Below are 21,027 nucleotides of genomic sequence, written 5' to 3' on the forward strand. Positions count from 1 at the left end.
TCTTTCAACCTGACGGGTTTGCCAGCTTCGCTGGGCAAACAAAAAAGCCGGCGAAATTGTCGCCGGCTTATATGCGTTAACTAAAAACTAGTTACGGTTCGCAGCAAGCGCGTTTAGCGAATCTTTATGTGCTACGATGTCGATGTGCATATTTTCTTGATCGAATGTCATTGTCGCAATAGCGTAGTCACCCTGACTTTCGCTTGCAATGTTGATAAGCTTTGCCTGTGCATCACGGAAACGAATGTTATTGTCGATTTGGCTCGACATACATTGGTTGTTCATTTCGAATGTTTTCGCATCCATGCAATCGAAAAGCTGGTTGCTACCAGATTCCGCATGCGCAATACCAAAGGCTGCTGATAGAGCTAATGTTAGTACTACTTTACGCATGTTTCTTCTCCTGTGTTACAGTCTTTCACTGTCACTATTAAACATACTGTATATACATTAGATAGTCAAATTGAGATCATAGTTTTGTGACAAAAGTATTACAAAGAGAAATATTTGGAGAAAAAAGTGAAAGGGCACGATGAGCTGGTAGCAGAAGCGAGAAATTGCACCTTATGCGCTCAGTACCTTCCCCACACTCCTAACCCTATTTTCAGTACGGCAAAATTTGCCAAAGTACTTATTATTGGTCAAGCGCCGGGGTTGAAGGCCCATGAAAGTGGCATTGCCTTTAACGATGCAAGCGGCGATAGACTGCGTAGCTGGCTGTCAGTATCAAAACCTACCTTTTACAACCCTAAACTCATTTCTATTCTGCCTATGGGATTTTGTTTCCCGGGATACAAAAGTGCGGATGCTCCCCCCCGAAAAGAGTGCGCGCCTACTTGGCATCAGGCTTTTCTGTCACAAATAAGGCCAGAACTCACGGTCTATGTTGGCCGTTACGCGCAGCAATACTATTTGCCCGAATATAAAAATTTAACAGACGCCGTTCACACTACGTTTGCAGCGAACGCCGGTCACGTCGCTTTACCTCACCCGTCGGGCAGAAATAACCGCTGGCTCGCAAAAAATAAGTGGTTTGAGGAAGAAAGCCTGCCGATGCTTCAACACTATGTTTCGAACGCGTTGCAAAACTAATCGTGGGTCTCTAAAAACGCTAAAAGCGCGTCAAACGGCATGGGCTTCGCGTAAAGGTAACCTTGCGCCTCATCACAGCCTAACTTAATCATGTAGCTAGCCTGCTCTCTTTTTTCCACGCCTTCCGCAATGGTTAATAAGCCTAGTTTATTACCTAAGGTAACAATTGTTTCAGCCAGCACTGCACTCGCACCTGGCTTAATATCTTTTACAAAAGAGCGGTCTACCTTCAGTCGGTCTAGAGGTAACTGCTGCAAGTAACTCATTGATGAAAAACCGGTGCCGAAGTCATCTATCGCTATTTTCACCCCAAATTCTTTTAGCGAGCGTAATGCATCAATCACTATTTGAGGCTCATCCATAACAACACTCTCTGTAATTTCCAGTTCTAGACGGCTGGGATCACAGTTAGCAATTGACAGGGCGTGCTTTACCTTTTCTACAAATAACCTATCTCGGAATTGCGGAATAGAAATGTTGACTGCTACGCGTAGGTGGCCATAGTTTTTTTCTTTCAACGCTTGAAGACGGCGGCACGACTCTTCTAGTACCCATTCACCAATATCTACGATGAGGCCAGAATACTCTGCGAGGGGTACAAAGATTGCCGGTGAGATATACCCACCATCGCCATCAGGCCACCGCAGTAAACCTTCCATACCCACTACTTTTTCGTTTAGTAAATCTATTTGCGGTTGAAACCAAAGCTCTAGCTTTCGAGCAGCGAAATCACTTCTAAGACGACGGATCATATCGAGACGCCAGGTTGTCTGGTCTTCAATATCTTTCGCGTAATACTCGAAGTTATCTGTAAGGTTTTTCTTAGCGCGGTTTAAGGCAATATTGGTACGCTTTAAAATTTCAATACCAATATTGCGTTTGTTATCTAACTTACAAAATCCAAGTGTCACGTTTACTGGAAGTGTGTGATCGCCGACTTTAAAAGACGATTGAAAGATAGCGTTAATCGCTTCTGGACAAACCAATTCATCGGGACCAATCAGCCCAAATACGTCCGCACCAATACGGCCTTTTTTAACCAATCCATCGAAAGAAGTTTGAAAACGCTCACTAATAGCCCGCAGTAATTCGTTTCCCACTTCCTGGCCTAACCCGTCATTAACGTCTGAAAAGTGATTAACATCGATAAGGGCCACACTGCAGTTTTCCCCGGCGAATAGGTGGGGCTTATCCAACATGTTAATAAATTCGTTGCGATTTGGAAGGCGCGTTAGCCAGTCACGAAACGCTGCATTTCTTAGCTCGTGGAAAAGGTTTACGTTTTCATATCCCACGGAAATGCTTGATAAGAAAACTTCCAGCAAATGCTTGTCAAGCTCGCTTATTTCATGAGTCTGGCGCACGTATACTGCCGCTTCAAAGCCCGCTCTACTGATATAAAGTACCGAGCAGCTTGGCTCGAAAATATGCTTTTTAAGCCGTAAACAGCGAACGACGTTTTCTTCTATTTCTATATTTTTAACGTCGGCTACTGGATGATTAATAAACTTAGCATACTCGCCCGCTGCACCTAAAACGTAAACTTCAGAATCATCCCTGTCGAGCAATGAACCTGCTCTTGCACACAATAAGCCTTCTGAATCGAGCCCAATTAAAGAGCTTATTTGAGTAACGACACCTTCGCAGAATTCTTTTACGGAATGTTCTTCAAACAGGTTAGCCGAGGAGGTAATAATTTTCTCCAAGCCTGCGCGGCTTTGGCTAATGGTAATAATTTGCTGATAAGAACGCAGAGAAGAGATAATAGTTGTTAGTAGTTTTGCTCGAGTGAGCTCTGTCTTGGTTTTATAGTCATTGATATCGTAGACTTTTATGACTTGCTCTTCGGGCGCATATCCTGGCTGACCCGTGCGCAGGATTATTCTCGGCTCGAACAACTTCATATCCTCACGGATGTACTTGACTACATCGAAACCAGCGTCATCGGTTTCCATGACCACGTCGAGCAAGATAATAGCAATACTGTTGCTATATTCATGAAGTAACGCTTTAGCCTGCTTTGCTGAATAAGCGTGGATAAAGTTTAATTTGCGATCGTTTACGACAAGGTCAGACAGCGCAAGGCGCGTAACCGTGTGAATCTCTTCATCATCGTCAACAATGAGAATGTTCCAATCTTTGCCCAAGAGAACTTGCTCTTCAACTGAACCATCGTCATCTAAAAAAATCAATTCGTCGTTATCGTAATCCATTGCCGACATTACCGCTCATTTCCTCGAAACACACAAAACAAGAACGTATTACTCATAGTCTAAAGCGACGATTACATTGATATATAGGTTACGCAATGCAATAGTGCTCTCATGTCACATGCCATTTTACATTCAGTCATTTAACCATTTATGAAGATTACACCCCAGCATTTTCCTCAAGAGGTAGAAAAACCACGGCAAGCGGGAAATGACAGCGCCAAGACTACGGCTGAACAAGCTACTGCAGAAAAAGCGGCCGGTACAGTGAAAGCTGATGCTAGTCGTCAACGCATGCTTTCGTGGTTCGCACGAGTAGGTATCAGCCCCTCGTTGATGTCTTCTGATCCAAAGAAGCAAAAACATGCATTGGAACGAAGAAAACAAATTTTAGAAACACAAAAAGCGAGCAATCTTCAAGCTGTTTTAAATATAGCACTAAATGTGACAATCAACGAACAAACTAGCGATAATCTTGACCCTGATTGGTTTTTCGCATTTAGTACCATGGCTGAAGAGATTTACAGCCAGCCCATGCAGGAATTATGGGGTAAAATTTTCGCAGTGGAAGTCGCACGGCCCGGTAGCTTTTCTTTAAGAACACTTCAGCTATTAAAAACGCTCACACATCGTGACGCTAAAGTGTTTAATAAAGCCGTTAATATCGCCAGCCGCAGAAATAACGACGCAGTACCGCGTATATTGGTGGGCTATCACAAACGCAAGGGGCTGCTTTCGCTGTTTAAACGCCCCGTGCCTGAACAAATAAATTTAGCTACCGTTGGATTAAGTTATCCCGACTTATTGTCGTTACAAGAAATGAAGTTAATTTACGCCAGCGAGATTGAAAGTGGCGTATATGCCGAAGGGCAACAGGTTACATGGCGGTGTGTGAATGAGAATATGACCTTAACCTGTAAAACCTCCGATGTTGCACTGGTGTATTACAAGTTCACCTCTGTAGGTAGCGAGCTTTACAAACTTGTCACCAAATCACCCAACAACGCCTACCTTCAAGAATTAAAGGCGGTATTAGGCGAGGTATTTAACATAAGCTAAATACCATCACCAAACTCGTGAAGACCACATTCTCTTTTTAACCCAAAGAAACGGGTATCTTGTTCACTCATTCCTTCTTGAAGAGATTGCGTGGTGTGCCAGTCACCAATAGACACGTAACCCTGCTCCCATAGCGGATGATAGGACAACTCGTTATCTTTAAGATAATAGTGCAAGTCTTTGTTGCTCCAATCGATAATAGGGTAAAGCTTAAACTGCTTCCCTACCTTTTGCAGCACAGGCAATTTTCCTCGGGTATCAGACTGGCTTCGGCGTAATCCCGCGAACCAGGTTCCCGCATTCAACTCGCGTAACGCACGTTGCATTGGCTCAACTTTGTTCAATTTATTGTATTTCTCAATACCTTCAACACCTTGTTCCCAAAGCCTGCCAAACCTCGCCTCTTGCCACGCGGATGACATGTCAGCACGATAAACATGTAAGTTTAGGTTTAGCTTTTCTACAAGCTCATCAATGAACTTGTAGGTTTCTGGGAACAGATAGCCAGTATCGGTAAGCACAACCGGAATATCCGGCTGTACCTGCGTAAGCATGTGCAGCATAACTGCCGATTGCGCTCCGAAGCTCGAAGACACAATATGTGTATCTGGCAAGTTATTGAGCGCCCAAGCTACTCGCTGTTGCGCTGTCATTTTTTCCAACATGTCATTGATATCAGCAAGGGCTTCCTTGCTGATATCAAGCGTAAGTGGCTGCTGCTTTTCTGCTGTACTATTGGTCATAGAAATCCCGTGCGGAGTCTACTACTGGTTTGACAACACCAGCGCGAACAACGTAATCACCAAAAGCTTCACCTGAATCACGCTCTTTAGCCCACTGGCCAAGCAGCGTATCAAGCTCTGCCATGATTTCTTGCTCGCTTATATTTTCTCGATACATACGCGGAATACGCGTACCTTCGCGGTTACCACCTAAGTGAAGGTTGTACTTACCCGGCCCTTTTCCTACCAGGCCAACTTCTGAAAGCATGGCGCGACCACAGCCGTTCGGGCAGCCTGTCACGCGGAAGATAACGCTATCTTCTTCAAGACCGTGCTTGGCAAGTAAGCCTTCTAGTTCGGTAACGGCATCAGGTAGATAACGTTCTGCTTCTGCCATGGCTAGCGGACAAGTTGGCAATGCAACACAGGCCATAGAGTCTAGGCGCTGATTAGAAACTGATGGCGCTATTAGTCCATGTTCACGCGCCAAGGCTTCTATCTTGTCTTTGTCTTGTGGTGGAACCCCAGCAATAATCAAGTTCTGGTTTGCAGTTAAACGGAAATCCCCTTTATGAATTTTGGCAATTTCTGCACAGCCCGTTTTTAGCGTTTTGCCTGGGTAATCTAAAATACGACCATTTTCGATAAACACGGTAAGGTGGTATTTTCCATCAATCCCTTCTACCCAGCCAAATCGGTCGCCACGGTCAGTAAACTCGTAAGGGCGGCTCTCTTGGAATGTTAAGCCCGCGCGCTTTTCTACTTCCGCTTTAAAGTTATCTACACCAACGCGCTCTAACGTATATTTTGTCTTCGCGTTTTTACGATTAACTCGGTTACCCCAGTCACGCTGAGTTGTGACAACCGCAGCGGCTACGTCAAGCGTATTTTCCAGCGGTATAAACCCGAAGTCAGACGCTTTACGCGGATACGTGCTCTTGTCGCCGTGGGTCATTGCAAGGCCACCACCAACAAGTACGTTGAAGCCAACTAGCTGCCCGTTTTCCGCAATGGCAACAAAGTTAAGGTCGTTTGCATGAACGTCTACATCGTTTTGCGGCGGAATAACTACCGTTGTTTTAAACTTACGCGGTAAGTAGTTGTCACCCAAAATAGGTTCAACAGGCTTTTCGGTTGTTTCAACTTTTTCGCCGTCTAGCCAAATTTCGGCATAGGCACGAGTTTTAGGAAGTAAGTGTTCACTTATCTTTTTAGCCCACTCATAAGCGTGTAAGTGTAGCTCTGATTCCACAGGGTTAGAGGTACACAGCACGTTTCGGTTTACGTCACCAGCAGTTGCGATAGAGTCGATGCCGACCTTGTTCAAGGTTTGGTGCATTAATTTTATCTGTGGCTTTAACACGCCGTGAAACTGGAACGTTTGACGGGTAGTTAAACGGATGCTGCCGTACATTGTATGGTCGTCTGCAAACTTATCGATGGCTAGCCACTGATCAGGGGTAATAACACCACCGGGTAGACGCGCACGTAGCATAACGTTGTGAAGCGGCTCTAGCTTTTGTTTAGCACGTTCAGCGCGAATATCGCGATCGTCTTGTTGATACATACCGTGAAAACGAATTAGCTGGAAGTTATCAGCCGTAAAGCCACCAGTAAGATCATCTTTTAGATCTGTCGTGATAGTGCCGCGCAAGTTGTTGCTTTCGCGCTTTAAGCGCTCGTTGTCAGCCAGTTTGCCCTCAACGATAAATGGTGATTTTTCGTTACTCATTAATAGACATCCTTCTGATAACGCTTCGCTTTTCGTAACTCTACAATATAGGCTTTGGCATCGGCTTCTGATTTACCGCCGTGCTCTTGCACTATAGTAATTAGGGCATTTTCAACATCTTTCGCCATGTGCATGGCATCGCCACACACATAGAAATGTGCGCCCTGTTCTAGCCATTCGTACACCTCTTTACCGTGTTCAAGTAAACGGTGTTGAACGTATACTTTCTCTTCCTGATCACGGGAGAACGCCAGCGTAATTTTATCTAGCAGGCCTTCTTTAACGTAACCTTGCCACTCTACTTGATACAAGAAGTCTTGCGTGAAGTGTGGGTTACCAAAGAACAACCAGTTTTTGCCTTCAGCGCCTTGTATGTCACGCTCTTGCATAAACGATCTAAACGGTGCAATACCTGTGCCTGGTCCCACCATAATAACAGGAGTATTCGGATCAGCCGGCAAGCGGAAGTTGTCGTTGTTTTCAACAAACACATCAACTTCACCGTTTTCCTCTAAATACTCACAAAGGAAACCCGACGCCCCACCTTGGTGACGATGGCCGAACGCTTCATAATCAACGTGGGCCACAGTTAAATGAACTTCTTCTTCAACTTCTGCTTGGCTTGACGCAATTGAATACAAGCGTGGGGTAAGCGGGCGAAGTGCTTCAACCAGCTGCTGTTCTGAAATCTTACCTGGGTGGTCGCGAACAATATCGATAATCTGACGCTCGGCCATATAAGTGCGAAGCTGCGCTTTATCTTCCATGAGCGTCGCTAGCGTTTCAGAGCCTGTTGCTGCTTGGTACGACTTAATAAAGTTAGGGTAGCTTAACGTTAATTCTAGCTTTGAAGTTAATGCATCAGTAAGTGACATAGTTGCGTCACCCACAGTTACCTCTGCATCGCCGTTTAACGACAATATGCTAATAAGTTCAGATACTAACGACGGCGCATTTTTAAACCAAACACCAAGCGCATCGCCTGGTTGGTAAGTAATGCCGCTGTCCTCTAAGCTTATTTCGATATGGCGGATGTCTTTGATTGAATCACGCCCTGTGATTTTTTGAGACTCAATTAAGGTTGCTTTGAACGGTGCCTTTTTGGTGTAAGTTTGCGCCGCAACACCTTGCACTGCTGCGCCAGTTTGTGCCGCTACCGCAGTTTGCGGTGCTGCACTAAAGTCTTCTTTTAACGACTCGATTAATTTAGCTAACCACGCTTGTGCTTCAGCTTCATAATCAACATCACAGTCAAGACGCTCAATAATCGCTTTGCCACCCAGTTTACCTAGGCGCTCATCAAAATCTTTACCTGTCTGGCAAAAGAACTCGTAACTGCTGTCACCTAACCCCACTACAGCATATTTGGTATTGGCAAGTTTTGGCGCTTTCTTGCCTGCCAAAAACTCGTGCAGTTCAATGGCATCATCCGGTGCATCGCCTTCCCCGTGAGTACTAACAAATACTGCAACGTGGGTTTCCGACTTCAAGTTACGTGGCTTGTAATCTGCCATGCTAACTAGCTTGCTGTTGAAGCCCGCTTCTTCAGCTTTAGCTTGACACTGAGCCGCTAAACCTTTTGCGTTACCGGTTTGCGACCCGTACAAAATAGTAAGCGTTGGCGCGTCACCAGCACCGACTGCTGGAGCACTTTGCAATGCTGGTGCAATCGAACCGCCTTGTGCAGCCGCCATGCCTGCTGCATAGCCACTTACCCAAGTAAGTTGATCACGATTTAAGCCTGCAATGGCTTGCGTAATCGCATTCCACTGCTGTTCGTTTAATACCGCGCCTGGCGCTGAGTTCGAATTAGAATCTTGTGACATAGTCTTTTAGCCTTTTATCAATAGCGCTAAGGCTAACGGCTTTCTACAAGAAGAGAAAAGAATAAATGAAACTTTTTTATTACTGAAAGTGCTAATGACACTATGAATAAGTAATAACGGGAAGAAATTACGCTTACTCATAGCAAAAGGGCGTGAACTGCATAAGCAGTCACGCCCTTTAAAATCAATACCTAACGACTAGAAATGAAGCTCTAAACCAGCAAATACACCGTCGAATTCCATGTCTGCATACACGTCATCAAGGTCTTCAATATCTACCGTTACGTTTCTGTAACCCACCTGAAGTGTCATATCAACGGCTAAACTTTCAATAAACGAATATTGAACGGCTGCTTGATAGTCACTTAGCTCGTGATCGTCAAACGACAAATAGCTACCTTCAAAGTACGCTGACAAACCGGTAAAAGGTAAGCCTAACTGAACTTTGGAATAGGCCATAGGCACAATACCTGAAAACTCTGCTGAACCGCTTGTATCACTCGCTGTATCAACGACAAATAATGCTCCGTCGATATATTTTGCATTCACACCTAGATCAAAGCTTACTAAGTCATTATCAAACAGCTCGTAGTACAGAATAAAGTCTGTTGCATCTAACTCTATATCTGTATTTACCGTCGTACTTTCAGAAAACAGTTCGCCATCAAACGTGAACGTTGAATCTAGCGTTGTGGTACCCGAATTGTCTAACGTAGTGTGGTTAACCTTAACGTTAGGCAAGAAAGGTACTGGATGTTCAAAGGCAATATATAGCGCCGTATTGGTCTCATCATCAAAATTAAAGTCGGCTGTGTTATTGCTATCAGCAAAGCCACCTTGGGTATCGGTTTGCCAAACTTGAGCACCAACATAAACGCCTGCGATAGTGTCTGCTTGAGATGAAACTGAAAATAATGCGCATCCCAATGCGGCAGCTATAAGACCTTTTTTCATTAATTATCCTTGATTAAGAAGTTCTGATATTTCAATTAAAGCAGCGTTTGCGCGAGAAATATAGTTTGCCATCACTAAAGAGTGATTCGCTAACATACCAAAGCCGCTGCCATTTAAAATCATCGGACTGAATACAGACTGTTGTGTTGCTTCCAGTTCGCGAATAATTTGCTGAAGACTCACTAATGCGTTCTTATCTTCAAGCACATCGTTAAATTCAATTTCTACAGCTTTAAGGAAATGTAGTAGAGCCCATGTTGCCCCACGCGCTTCATAAAAATTATTATCTAACTTCCACCAGCTTGTCTGAACAACGCGTTGGTTGGTGCTAGGCGTAGATTGTCTCGCGTTAGCATCGCCAGCTAAATCTGTATTAATTCTAGCAGATCCTACGCTGGCACTTAATCTTTGTGAATAACTACCTAGGCGTTTTTCTACCTGCTTCAACCATTCGCGCAGATTGTCTGCACGCGTATAAAATTGACTATCTGAATTTCGCGTGTTTGCCAGCTCGTCGCGGTATTTTTTCAGAAGCTCAATACCTTCAGCATAGCTAGATTCAGAAGACGGTAATGCCCAACTTTTATGGTCCATATTAAATTTGGGGTGAGCTTTAGTAAGGTAAGGGTTTTCAATCGATTGAGACTGTGAGCGGCTAAAGTCTTTGCGCATTGAAAGCGCTAAGTCGCGCACCATCTCCAATGCTCCAAACTCCCACGCTGGCATATTGTCTAAAAAGACGCTAGGGGGAATAACGTCATTTGAAAGGTAACCACCAGGTTTATTAAGCAAGGTTTCAGACACGTCTATCATGGTGGTTGTAAGTGTATAACCCGCAATATTCGTTGGGTTTTCTACTGATGAGTTTTGTTCTAAACGCTTTCTTATATCAAAGGTATCTGGCGAAAGGCTCCAATACCACCCGATAAGCCAGAACAGAAGAAAAATCACCACAGCGACAATCGCTATCCGTTTTGAGTTAATTGATTGTCTCATCTAAACACCAACCTTCCTGTTAAATAGCAAATAGCCGAGCACCGTCAGCTATTTGAGTTTATTAATACTATGCGAATAATGCGTAACCTTTATGACGGCTACTTATATATCACCATTTTTTACTACGTTAACACAATTTAAATCTATTTATATTAGTTATAAAGTATGGTGCATACTTTGATCATTTCGCTGCTTATACGCGGCAGAGTTCCGATTTTTCAACGCATATAGCGCAATAACGATAAGAATTATGGGCCAAAATGCACTAACGCCCACAACTAATAAAGCTAAAAACCCTGCGCTTAGTGCTAATAGTATTGTTCCCATCACACTCACCGCTACCACGAAACCCACAACGGCTAGTACTACGCCAATAAGTGACAGAACCGCTACGTTCTCCCAAGGGCTTAAAAGCTGGTCAGACATAATAATATGCATACCCAGCCAGCTATCAACTAAGCTACCTAGGCAATTCACCAATATAATGGCTATCACCAATGCAATCAGAAAGTTTTTCATTACACTAGCCTCGGTAATAAAATAACGGCAGCAACATAAGCAACAAGCGTAATAGGTGTGGCCATAAACAGCCCCAACACCGCTGCCGCTCTTACCCATACTGCGTCTATATCAAAATAGCGTGCAACGCCTGCACACACTCCAGAAATAATTCCAGCATCAAGATCTCTATAAATACGTTTCTGCGTCGGTACTTTCATCATTTTCTCCAAAAATTCTTAATTTCGACAGTCGCAATACGGGGCGGCGGTACTCAAGGTAGCTTAAGCGACCTTGCTCTTTTTAAGCTCAGCCAACTCCCTTTCAATTGTTTCATCTGCCTGCATTGCATCGAACTCAGCCTGAAGAGAGGTCGCTTCACTTGATTTAGTTAAGTCATAAGCATCGACTTGAGCTTCTAAGTGATCGATTCGCTGTTCGTAATTTTCAAAGCGTGTCATGGCATCATCTATCTTACTTTCATGATCCGCTTGCTTAACTTTTAAGCGTGTATGGGCAGCGTTTCTTCTTTGCGCTAAGGATTTTTGCTTCGCTTTAGCTTCCGCCAACTTAGTATTCAAGCGAGCAGTATCACCTTGGATTTTTTCAATGCTGTCGGCCAAATGGCCTTCTTGCTCTTCAAGGGATGTCAGTTTCGCTACATACTTCTGCTTTTCTATTAGCGCTGCTTTAGCTAATGACTCTTTATCGTTGTTCATCGCAATCTGAGCTTTGTGTTGCCAGCCATCCACTTCTTTTTTCGCAGCGTCAATATGTCGCGCTAACGTTTTTTGCTGTGCGATATAGCGGGCGGCATCGGTGCGAACTTCAACTAAGGTTTCTTCCATTTCCTGAATGATCAAGCGAATAATTTTTTCAGGATCTTCAGCTTTGTCTAACATTGCGTTGATATTTGCTTGAACAATATCGTTAATGCGCGAAAACATACCCATGATTATTTCTCCGTTCAAAATAGTATTTTGGTTTCCAGCATTTCTTGTTTATCTGATCCGACGCTGGTTGCCACTGACTGAGTTCTTCTCAACACCATAACTACTACAATCACTGTGCCAGTTATTTAACCCATTGTTTTATATAATATTTAATTAAAATAAAAGAAAACAAGACTGCATACTTAACGACCAGATGCAACTTATTAGTTGTTTTGACCAACAAATTCGTTAATTTGACCACGAGCAAAAACTGTTGCGATGCCTACCTTTTTCAAGTTATTACAGGTACAAAAAAAGCGCCCTAAGGCGCTCTCTTAAACTAAGTATCAATTTAGTCGGCATCGTCTTCGTTGGCTTCGCCATTAGTCGGTGTAGCGACAACAAGGTCGGTTACACTCACCTTACCGCTGCCCTGTAACTCTTGTGGGCTCAGTTCAAAATGGTAAGTGGTGTTTGCAACTGCTTGGTACACATCGGCTTTAATTTCTTGCGTTGTTGCAGCTACTGCATTGGATACAACATTCGTTAAAAACGACTGTAGCACTGACTCTTCTGCATTTGCTACGCTGCTTGCCATGGTTGCTGTTAGTAAAGTTGCTGCGATTAGTGAAGTTTTCATAATTTCCCTCTGAGTTAGTCAGTGCAACAACACGCCGTTGTTGCGATACTTAGAGGATTGCGAGAGCTGTGCCAAGATCTCAAAACCTATTAACACCCTGATTTTAATAAACTAAATAAAAAAGCCCGCCATAAGGCGAGCTTCTTGAAATTGAACAAATATTAAACTTTGGTCAAAACTACTAAAACGTTAGTCTTTTTGACTATTATATTCGGCCACTTCTCGTTGGGCACTTTCTACTGCATCCAGTGCGTTAAGGAGCAAGTTCGGATCTGGGTTTTTACCCGTACCATTTTGACTAAGATATCTGCGCCATATACGCCCACCCGCTTGGCCCTGATACAGCCCCAAAATATGACGGGCTGCATGCCACGGTTTAAAGTAAGGGTCTTCTTGGCGTTCAATATATTGTTGCATTTGAAGTACTATCTCACGACGTGACAGACTCTGTGCATTAGCATCACCAAATATGTCCTTATCAACGGTCGACATGATATATGGGTTTGCGTAAACCTCACGGCCAACCATAACACCGTCAACGCTCTCTAGCTGTTGCTGGGTTTCAGCAAGTGTTTTAATACCACCGTTAATACTAATCGATAATTCAGGGCGGGCTTGTTTAAGGCGGTGAACGCGCGGATAATTTAACGGCGGAATTTCGCGGTTTTCTTTCGGACTTAGCCCTTGCAACCAGGCTTTTCGTGCGTGAACAATGAATGTATCACAGCCAGCGTCGGCGACCGTATCAATAAAGCGAGCAAAGTCTTCATCTTCGTCCATGTCATCAATACCAATTCGACATTTTACGGTTACAGGAATATCAACAGCAGACTGCATAGCTTTAACGCAGTTTGCTACAACTTCTGGCTGCGCCATTAAACACGCGCCAAAGCTGCCGTTTTTTACTCGGTCACTTGGACAGCCCACATTAATGTTCACTTCATCATAGCCGCGCTCTTGAGATAATTCTGCGCACTTGGCCATGTCAGACGGATCGCTTCCACCAAGCTGTACCGCGATAGGATGCTCTTCTTTGTTGTACCCTAAATAGTCGCCTTTACCGTAAATGATCGCCCCTGTTGTAACCATTTCCGTATATAAAAGCGTATGCTTGGACATTAAACGTAAAAAGTAGCGGCAATGCCTGTCTGTCCAATCGAGCATTGGAGCGACAGAGAATTTACGATTGAAAGAGATGTCAGACATAGACATTAAAACCTTGATTAATATGTAAAAAAGTAAATCTCATCGCATTTTTACCGATTTCAAAATTAGTGACATTTCCGTGTTATTCCGTCGATTTATCCCTTAGAGGGACACAGTAGGAATACAAAAATATGGCTTTTACTCAATCAACAAGCGGCTTCGCGGAGAACGAACTGTATATTCTACTTCTGTAAAGCAGAAAAACAAAGGCAAGATAGTTTTCTCCAAGTCTAAAACATTCACTTCACCCTCGTCGTGCGCCTCTTAGCATCCAAAATAAAAAGTCACCATATTGAACGTCACTGTTTGGCTTGTGCAGCAAACTTACGCTCATTGATGACTGCAAGATTTACATGAACCAAAATGAACGCCTTCTTTTCCACTTTCTTATAGCAGTATGAACGCAAGATGAGAAAGACAGTGCAGCATTCAATTACATTGAAGCTGCCCACATGTTTAAGGAAAAAGAGCGAAAACTCTTACTAGACTTTTTCGCGGCCCCTTTCTCCCCTAAAAATTTTAGACATGGACGTCTTCTTGTTCATTATTTTGTACTGTTCAATAATAGTGAACACCAAAGATAAATGAACAAATGGACAGCTCACGTGATGGCTGGACGCTTATCCGTACAACATGGATGCACAGGACTATGACGATATGAAAGCCATGGTGTTTCACCGGCTACTGATAAGCCCCCACCCGCTAGTAAGTGTCACGAAGGTTTGAGTTTGAGAAGATATTATAATAATAAGTGGCAGACCAAGTAAGCATCATAAACCCCGTGAGCGATATAGCGTCAATCAAAAGCGCTAACTCTTGTTGGGGCGTTACCGATAAACTGCCTAAGGTAGTAAAGCTGCTAGCTGCTACGTGAAGGAAGTCTAAAGGCAATAGAACAGTGTCACCTTGAAAGCCACTTAAACCAACGATGTCGAATGCGAAATACAACATAAGTGCGTACCATAATATTTCTATTATATGAATTAAGAAGAGGAAAATAACCACGGATACACTCATGAAAAAATGCGACGTAAAACGCCTTGAAAACCGCGTAATCGTTCTTAATCCCCAATAGTGAAAGATGATGATTACGACCGTACTGAATAGCGATAAAAATAGGCTAGTGGCAAGCAACATTATTCACCCACCGCTTCTTCAAGCTGCCGATTTTGCATACAGTTCATTGCTATCTTTTTGGCAAAGCTGGCACATGAATCTAACCCAGGCACGTTAATGTACCAAGGCGTTGCATACGCCGCCCCTATAAAGACTCCGGTTGATTTTCCATTACGCAATAACTCATGTGAACGGGAAATACTTAAATCTGTTAGGGCTTCATCACGCGTGTATGTTTTATCTTTATCAGAGAACTCGATGAGCTTTTTCAGGGTTGCAAGCTTATCTGCCTTACCAAGAACCCCTTTAGCGTCTATCGTTATTGAACGTGAATGCGACGTTTCGTTCTTTCTTACACTAAGGCTTTGCTCTACGTGTAAAATCCGCTTTTCATAAAGCGCGATTAGTTTGCTAGCACTGTCGCTCGGAATAGATGCAAAAGAGGCACTAAGCAAAGGCTTTATATCCTGATAATTTGCCAAAAATTCTTTTAGCAGTAATGGCGACTGCTGAATGTAATCTACCCTCGCTGCCATTATTGCTGGCCAATCAGACTCTTTAGTCTTACTGCTTAGTGCGAGAAGTTCGGTTTTAAGTTTTGAAAAAGGGTGACCTATCGACTCGCACTGAGTGAGAAAACCCAATGCCTTTGAAAATGACATACCGGCTATTTGCCTATGGGTTTCAGGTAGTTCTTCTTTAAACAAAGGAAGTAATCGGTAGCGATAAAAGCTTTCAATATTACTTACGCGGATATTAGTGGGTTGTTCTAACTTTTCTCCCCCGTCTTTTATGCGTTTTTGCGCACACTAAACGAGGAGACCGCACAGAAAGGCTAATAACAACTTACTGAAACAGCGCTGCTTTTTGCTAGGTGCTTACCACTATTATGCTTTTAGCGTATTTCAAAGTTTTCAAATTGGGGCTATTGTATAGAGTAGGACTTAAAAATTATTAGCATAGATAAATATGTGATAGCCGTTTTTTGCATGCCTGATGCAAATAAACCGCGCCCTTGGAGACATTTTATGGCGGACAAGAAGCCGAAGGACCAGCTAACGCAAGACGTTAACGAAACCCAAAGCGCCCCTCAACCAGCAGACGAACTTGCTCAATTAAGAGAAATTTTGTTTGGTCAAACTAACCGTGCTTTTCGCGCAGATCTGTCTGCCCTTGAGTCACGCGTTAACGACAGCTTTGCAAAACTGAATACACATCTTGATGATCAGTTTAATGATATACGTAAGCTTATCGATCAACAAATCTCTGAACTTTCTAATCAATTGGCCAGTGCTAATGACAATCACAGTAATGTTCAAGAGCAGCTTCAAAATACGACTGATAAATTACAAAGTGAGCTGGAAATAGCTGAAACTGCAGCGAAAAGTGACAATGACGCGCTTGAAGCTCATGTTGTTAAGGAGCTTGAATCGTTGGATAACTTGTTTAGCAAACGCCATCAAGAATTGCTGGAAAAACTTCAGCAGGTAACGAGCGAGCTTTCAGAAAGTAAAACCGACAGGAAAACACTGGCTAACCTACTTTCAACTATGGCTACCAACCTCGCCACAGATAGCTAATTAATGACTGACAAGGGAGCACCAGCTGATTTGCCTGACAACTCACTGGATAAAGTCAGAGAGCTGCTTATTGGGCGAGACGACAAGTTCGTTCAGGAGAAGCTTAATAACGATGCAAAGGGCTTTGTAAGTAGTGTTGTTTCAGAAGCATTGTTTGAGCGTGAAACCAAAGATGGCTCAGTGAACAAGGTACTTGTCCCTCTGGTTGAAAAGTCTTTGCACCGCTCCATAGAGGCAAACAGTGAGAAAATTGTAGGCACGCTTTATCCCCTTGTTGGCACATTGGTAAGAAAAGCGGTTTCGTCGTTTTTGATTGAATTCGTAGAACGAACCAATGCGCTTATTGAACACAGCCTAAGTCCGAAGAGTATTTCGTGGCGATTTAGAGCATGGCAGTCGGGTATCAAGTATTCTGAATATGTTGCCTCACAAATCTACCAATATCAGGTTCAGCAGCTTCTGGTTATTCATAGAGAGACCGGAACACTTCTTCACAGTATTTCATCAGATCCTGATAAAGAAAAAGATGCCGATCTCATTTCTTCCATGCTAGTTGCTATTAATGATTTTGTGGCCGACGCTTTTGGCGTAACAAGCACGGAATCAGAAAACGAGCTTGGTGAAATCAAAACAGAAGATTTCACATTACTTATTAAAATTGGCCCCCAGGCTCTACTTGTCGCGGCAGTAACAGGCAGTGTTCCGCCCGAAGTGCGCGGCAAGCTGCAGCAGGCGCTAGAAGAGTTTCACCACTTTTACCAACAGCCCTTAGTCAACTATGACGGTGATAACGCCCCCTTTGACGACTGCGAAACTATTTTGGCCGACTGCTTGGTAAGTGAAAGAAAAGAAGGCGAAGGTAAGAAATCGAAGCGCCTTATCGGCGGTGTTGTACTTTTAGCAATGCTGTTCGCGATAGTTATTCTATCATTTATGCGGCTATCGCTGACTGTATTAAAAAGCGATTTACACGAGCTTGTGCCTCCACCTGGTGTCATCCTTACCGACACTTATATTTCAAACGGAAAAGTACACGCAAAGGTGCTACGAGATCCCGCCGCCACCAGCATTAACCAGTGGTTTAGCGAAAGTGATATTGACTTATCCAGAGTGATTGTTAGTGAAGAGCCGTTTGTCTCGCTCAAATCCCATGTGATATTGCGTAAACTCGAAACGCTGGTTAATGCGTTGCACTTAAGTGAAACAGAAACCTTGTCGCTTAACGCTAAAGAGGATAATAACGCAGTGATTTCGGGAAGCGTATTCGCCTCAACCGCTCAGCGCTTTACCCAACAAATGGGGCGTATTCCAGGTATTTCGTCAATTCATGTAGATACGGATGCGCTTAACATAAAAGCAGCCCATCAAATCGACAATGCTGTTATACAAAAAGCGGCGCTAAACCGGTTAGTTAATAAAATTTCTTCGCAAACTGTACTTTTTGCTACTAACCAACAAGTGCTTTCTGAAGTACAGTTAGCCAAATTAGAATCACTGGCTAACGAAATAAAGCAACTTTTATCTCTTGCCAACAAAACCAATACGGTTGTTAGCATTGTGGTAATGGGTGCCAGTGACAACTCAGGTTCAAGTGCACGAAATCGTGAGCTTAGCCAAAAACGCGCAGAGAATGTTGTGAATTCATTAATTTCACTTGGTGTAGAAAGTGATATCCTTATACCTGTAAGCTTAGGAGAGCTACCATTGCAAAACGCATCAATGGGACGTTCAGTTATGTTAAACGTATTAATATCCAGTGAGCTGTAGTAAGGAAACTTTTCAGTGATACAGAAAAAAGTTTGTATTTTAGGACCTACTGGTGTTGGAAAAACAAGCCTAATCAAGCAGTTCGTCGAAGGTATTTTCTCTGAAAAGTACAAGACCACTATTGGTGTAAAAATAGACAAGAAACAAGTCAATAAAGAGGGACGCGGTGTTCAGCTTCTGCTTTGGGATTTAGAAGGTATCGACAGATACTGTGGTTTCAACCCTCGATATCTTAGAGGGGCCAGCGCCTACATCGTTGTGGTAGACCAGACCCGTTCTCAATCTTTGCTTGAAGGCATGGAAATTTTAGAACTCGCCAAAGAACACTACCCTGACATTCCTGCATTTTTCGTTGTTAATAAAACCGACCTTCCAACAAGTTGGCATTGGAGTGAGGAAGAGCTAAACACTTATGCTCAGAAATTTACTTCGCTTACAAAAACCAGCGCAAAAACCGGTGAAAATGTAGAAAACTTATTTAGTACCATTGCGTTTTGGTAGGAGATTGCCATGGATATTCATTTATTAAATGCGTTGGGCATTACGAATTGCGCTTTATTTAAGTGCAGTGCTGAAGAAGAATTAGAGTGCCTAACCCCAGAATTACCATGGCTTCCTCACGTTGTCACATTAGACGAAAAAAACCGACTACAAAAAAAGCATATCCCCTCCATTTTCCTAGATGATTTCTTTCTAGATGCCGATGAGGTGTGGAAAGGCGATACCTCTTTTACCTTGTCTTCAGGCTTTTGGACAGAACAAAATGAAAAGCAGGTACTACGTCTTGAGGCACTAGCGATTAATAGCGAATCTGGCTCGCGCTACTTAGTAGTTAAAAACATTGAAGAACAATTCGACGAAAAGCGAAAAACCCTGCAAGCCGCAAGAGAGCTATTGTTAAGCCACCACGAAATCGTTGGTCAGCATGAATATATAAGGCACAAATTAAACAGTGTGCTTCGCAAAAATAAACGAATGCAGAAATTGGTTCCTCCTATTCAACAAGCAATTCACAACCTTGAAACAGGTGTGGTTATTCTTGATGATAAGGGCGGTTTAGTTCTTGATAACAAAGCCTCTCATAGGCTTCTTCTTTGCAGCAGTACAACACCAAGCTCAATCCGCGTAGGTGAGCTATTAAAAGGTATCGATGCCCCCGCCTCTTTCTTACCAACTCTTGTGAAGAAAAAAGCCCCTTGGCAGGGAGAGCTTTATTGGCAGCCGGTGGACGAATACAAAGTCTGGCTTCAAGTTACCATTCACCCAGTGTTACAGGGAGATGAGCTGACGCACTGGGTTTACCTGTTTACTGATATTACACATATTCACAATAAAGAAGAGAGCGTGTTAACCGCTAGCGGAATGGACTCGCTAACCAAGGTTGCCAATCGGAATCTGTTTACTGATACCGTAAAACGTCTTGTGCAAGAGGAAACGGCATTCAAGCTTTTCATTATTGATATTTGCGGTTTCAAGAGAATAAATGAAGCGCTTAGCTATCAGTCAGGAGATGAGATCCTCAAGTCCTTCGCGCTTCGCCTGCAGGCCTTCGTCGGCAATAGCGGCTTTATAGCAAGAATTGGCAGTAACGAATTCGCCCTAGTGAAACGTGAAGATACGTTTAAGGATGAATCGAGCGAGCAGTACGTAAAAAACCTTATTCAAAAGTTAACCCAAACCTATACCGTCCTTAATGGAAGCGAGCCAAACTTAGGGGTGAACATTGGTGAAGCTAACTACCCTGCCCACTGCAGTTCGTCTGAGGGTCTGCTTCAGTGTGCTGATATTGCCTTACAGGCATCTAAATATCAGGGGCGTAATACTGCGCTAACTTATAGCGAAGAGTTACATAAACAGCACTTCGCCATTAATGAACTTGAAAACCAGCTTCGCAAAGCGATAGACGAAAACCAGCTAAAGCTTTTTTTACAGCCTATCGTCGATTTAACCACAGGTAAAATTGTTAAATGTGAAGCCTTGGCACGTTGGATTACGCCCGAGGGAAAATTTATTTCCCCAGAAGTATTTATTCCACTAGCGGAGAAAAGCGAGCTCATCTTCCCCTTTGGTGAGTGGCTTATCAATGAAGCGTGTAATGCGATTGACGCCTTAAAAGGGGCCAATTTAGACATCCGTTTAGCAATTAACATCTCGGGCCGACAAGTCTCAGACTTGGCCTTGCTTAACCAAATTAGGAACGCACTTGAAGACCATCAGCTGCCGGGCTCAAACCTGTCAATTGAACTTACCGAAAGCGTGTTGGTAGAAAGTTTAGATGTGGTTTCGGTTCTGTTGAACGAACTTCGCGGGATGGGGATTACCGTATCGATTGATGACTTTGGAACAGGCTTCAGTTCACTCGTGTATTTGAAAAAGCTGCCAATTGACGAACTTAAAATTGACCGCTCGTTTGTAAGTGAACTTGAAAAAAACACCGACGACCAAGCCATTGTGCAAGCTATTTTAGGTTTAGCACATAACCTGAATATAAAAATCATCGCTGAAGGGATTGAGACCCAGCAGCAGCAAGACTTTTTGCAAAGTCATCAATGTGCGTATGGTCAAGGGTATTTATACCAACGCCCCGTCGCTATAAAGGAATTTATTTCGCTAGCGCAAAAGCTTAAATAAACAGGCAATGACTTACACCATCTCTTACCCTATCTACAAATAAAAAAGCCGAAGACCGCGATTTAC

Annotated in this window: 20 protein-coding genes; 6 read left to right on the plus strand and 14 right to left on the minus strand. The window is 43.3% G+C overall.

Annotated elements, in window-relative coordinates; genetic code table 11:
• Positions 1-87 precede the first annotated feature (87 nt).
• Positions 88-393: a pyridine nucleotide transhydrogenase gene (locus ACX5J7_RS10550; RefSeq protein ID WP_278385071.1), complete on the minus strand. Its 306-nt coding sequence runs from the start codon at positions 391-393 to the stop codon at positions 88-90.
• A gap of 114 nt (positions 394-507) precedes the next feature.
• Between ACX5J7_RS10550 and ACX5J7_RS10555 the strand changes: the two genes are divergently transcribed.
• Positions 508-1,092 (plus strand): uracil-DNA glycosylase family protein, encoded by a 585-nt coding sequence (locus tag ACX5J7_RS10555; protein ID WP_498707112.1) that lies wholly within the window; start codon positions 508-510, stop codon positions 1,090-1,092.
• On the opposite strand, the gene ACX5J7_RS10560 is transcribed toward ACX5J7_RS10555, so the two are convergent.
• Positions 1,089-3,314 carry a bifunctional diguanylate cyclase/phosphodiesterase gene (locus ACX5J7_RS10560; protein WP_498707113.1) on the minus strand — a complete coding sequence of 742 codons (2,226 nt, stop codon included), beginning with the start codon at positions 3,312-3,314 and terminating at the stop codon, positions 1,089-1,091. The genes ACX5J7_RS10555 and ACX5J7_RS10560 overlap by 4 nt on opposite strands.
• A 141-nt stretch (positions 3,315-3,455) precedes the next feature.
• On the opposite strand from ACX5J7_RS10560, the gene ACX5J7_RS10565 reads away from it, so the two are divergent.
• Complete coding sequence (locus ACX5J7_RS10565; protein ID WP_012519757.1) at positions 3,456-4,361, plus strand: TIGR03899 family protein; 906 nt, start codon at positions 3,456-3,458, stop codon at positions 4,359-4,361.
• Here the strand turns inward: ACX5J7_RS10565 and ACX5J7_RS10570 are convergent.
• The 12 genes from ACX5J7_RS10570 to ACX5J7_RS10625 all read right to left on the minus strand — a co-directional run bounded on the left by ACX5J7_RS10570 (position 4,358) and on the right by ACX5J7_RS10625 (position 15,645).
• Positions 4,358-5,104, minus strand: a complete 747-nt coding sequence (locus ACX5J7_RS10570; RefSeq protein WP_278385068.1) for a phosphoadenylyl-sulfate reductase — start codon at positions 5,102-5,104, stop codon at positions 4,358-4,360. The two genes, ACX5J7_RS10565 and ACX5J7_RS10570, sit on opposite strands and share 4 nt — an antisense overlap.
• Positions 5,094-6,815 carry an assimilatory sulfite reductase (NADPH) hemoprotein subunit gene (gene cysI / locus ACX5J7_RS10575; RefSeq protein ID WP_278385067.1) on the minus strand — a complete coding sequence of 574 codons (1,722 nt, stop codon included), beginning with the start codon at positions 6,813-6,815 and terminating at the stop codon, positions 5,094-5,096. Before cysI ends, ACX5J7_RS10570 begins: the two co-directional genes overlap by 11 nt.
• Entirely contained in the window at positions 6,815-8,641 is a 1,827-nt protein-coding gene (locus ACX5J7_RS10580; protein WP_278385065.1) for an assimilatory sulfite reductase (NADPH) flavoprotein subunit, read from the minus strand. Before ACX5J7_RS10580 ends, cysI begins: the two co-directional genes overlap by 1 nt.
• Positions 8,642-8,839: 198 nt before the next feature.
• Positions 8,840-9,595: a TIGR04219 family outer membrane beta-barrel protein gene (locus tag ACX5J7_RS10585; protein WP_012519761.1), complete on the minus strand. Its 756-nt coding sequence runs from the start codon at positions 9,593-9,595 to the stop codon at positions 8,840-8,842.
• Between the two features lie 3 nt (positions 9,596-9,598).
• Positions 9,599-10,591 carry a DUF2333 family protein gene (locus ACX5J7_RS10590; protein WP_498707117.1) on the minus strand — a complete coding sequence of 331 codons (993 nt, stop codon included), beginning with the start codon at positions 10,589-10,591 and terminating at the stop codon, positions 9,599-9,601.
• A gap of 156 nt (positions 10,592-10,747) precedes the next feature.
• Complete coding sequence (locus ACX5J7_RS10595; protein ID WP_278385060.1) at positions 10,748-11,110, minus strand: hypothetical protein; 363 nt, start codon at positions 11,108-11,110, stop codon at positions 10,748-10,750.
• Entirely contained in the window at positions 11,110-11,310 is a 201-nt protein-coding gene (locus tag ACX5J7_RS10600; RefSeq protein ID WP_012519764.1) for a PspC domain-containing protein, read from the minus strand. The genes ACX5J7_RS10595 and ACX5J7_RS10600 overlap by 1 nt, the downstream gene beginning before the upstream one ends.
• A 63-nt stretch (positions 11,311-11,373) precedes the next feature.
• Entirely contained in the window at positions 11,374-12,042 is a 669-nt protein-coding gene (gene pspA / locus ACX5J7_RS10605) for a phage shock protein PspA (protein ID WP_278385057.1), read from the minus strand.
• Positions 12,043-12,373: 331 nt separating this feature from the next.
• A complete protein-coding gene (locus tag ACX5J7_RS10610) occupies positions 12,374-12,661 on the minus strand; it encodes a hypothetical protein (protein WP_012519766.1) in 288 nt (95 codons plus the stop codon).
• 189 nt (positions 12,662-12,850) lie between these two features.
• Entirely contained in the window at positions 12,851-13,873 is a 1,023-nt protein-coding gene (gene dusA, locus ACX5J7_RS10615) for a tRNA dihydrouridine(20/20a) synthase DusA (RefSeq protein WP_498707121.1), read from the minus strand.
• Positions 13,874-14,569: 696 nt separating this feature from the next.
• On the minus strand, positions 14,570-14,818 hold the full coding sequence (locus ACX5J7_RS10620) for a hypothetical protein (RefSeq protein ID WP_278385051.1): 249 nt from the start codon (positions 14,816-14,818) through the stop codon (positions 14,570-14,572).
• Between the two features lie 185 nt (positions 14,819-15,003).
• Positions 15,004-15,645: a hypothetical protein gene (locus ACX5J7_RS10625; RefSeq protein ID WP_498707122.1), complete on the minus strand. Its 642-nt coding sequence runs from the start codon at positions 15,643-15,645 to the stop codon at positions 15,004-15,006.
• A 366-nt stretch (positions 15,646-16,011) separates the two neighbouring features.
• Between ACX5J7_RS10625 and ACX5J7_RS10630 the strand changes: the two genes are divergently transcribed.
• Genes ACX5J7_RS10630 through ACX5J7_RS10645 form a run of 4 tightly spaced genes read left to right on the plus strand, consistent with a single transcriptional unit; the run spans position 16,012 to position 20,961 of the window.
• Complete coding sequence (locus ACX5J7_RS10630; protein WP_498707124.1) at positions 16,012-16,563, plus strand: hypothetical protein; 552 nt, start codon at positions 16,012-16,014, stop codon at positions 16,561-16,563.
• A gap of 3 nt (positions 16,564-16,566) precedes the next feature.
• On the plus strand, positions 16,567-18,330 hold the full coding sequence (locus tag ACX5J7_RS10635; RefSeq protein ID WP_498707126.1) for an OmpA family protein: 1,764 nt from the start codon (positions 16,567-16,569) through the stop codon (positions 18,328-18,330).
• Positions 18,331-18,345: 15 nt separating this feature from the next.
• On the plus strand, positions 18,346-18,831 hold the full coding sequence (locus tag ACX5J7_RS10640) for a Rab family GTPase (RefSeq protein ID WP_012519798.1): 486 nt from the start codon (positions 18,346-18,348) through the stop codon (positions 18,829-18,831).
• 9 nt (positions 18,832-18,840) lie between these two features.
• Positions 18,841-20,961, plus strand: a complete 2,121-nt coding sequence (locus tag ACX5J7_RS10645) for a sensor domain-containing protein (protein WP_498707128.1) — start codon at positions 18,841-18,843, stop codon at positions 20,959-20,961.
• Positions 20,962-21,027 lie beyond the last annotated feature (66 nt).

Source organism: Alteromonas infernus, assembly GCF_902705815.1.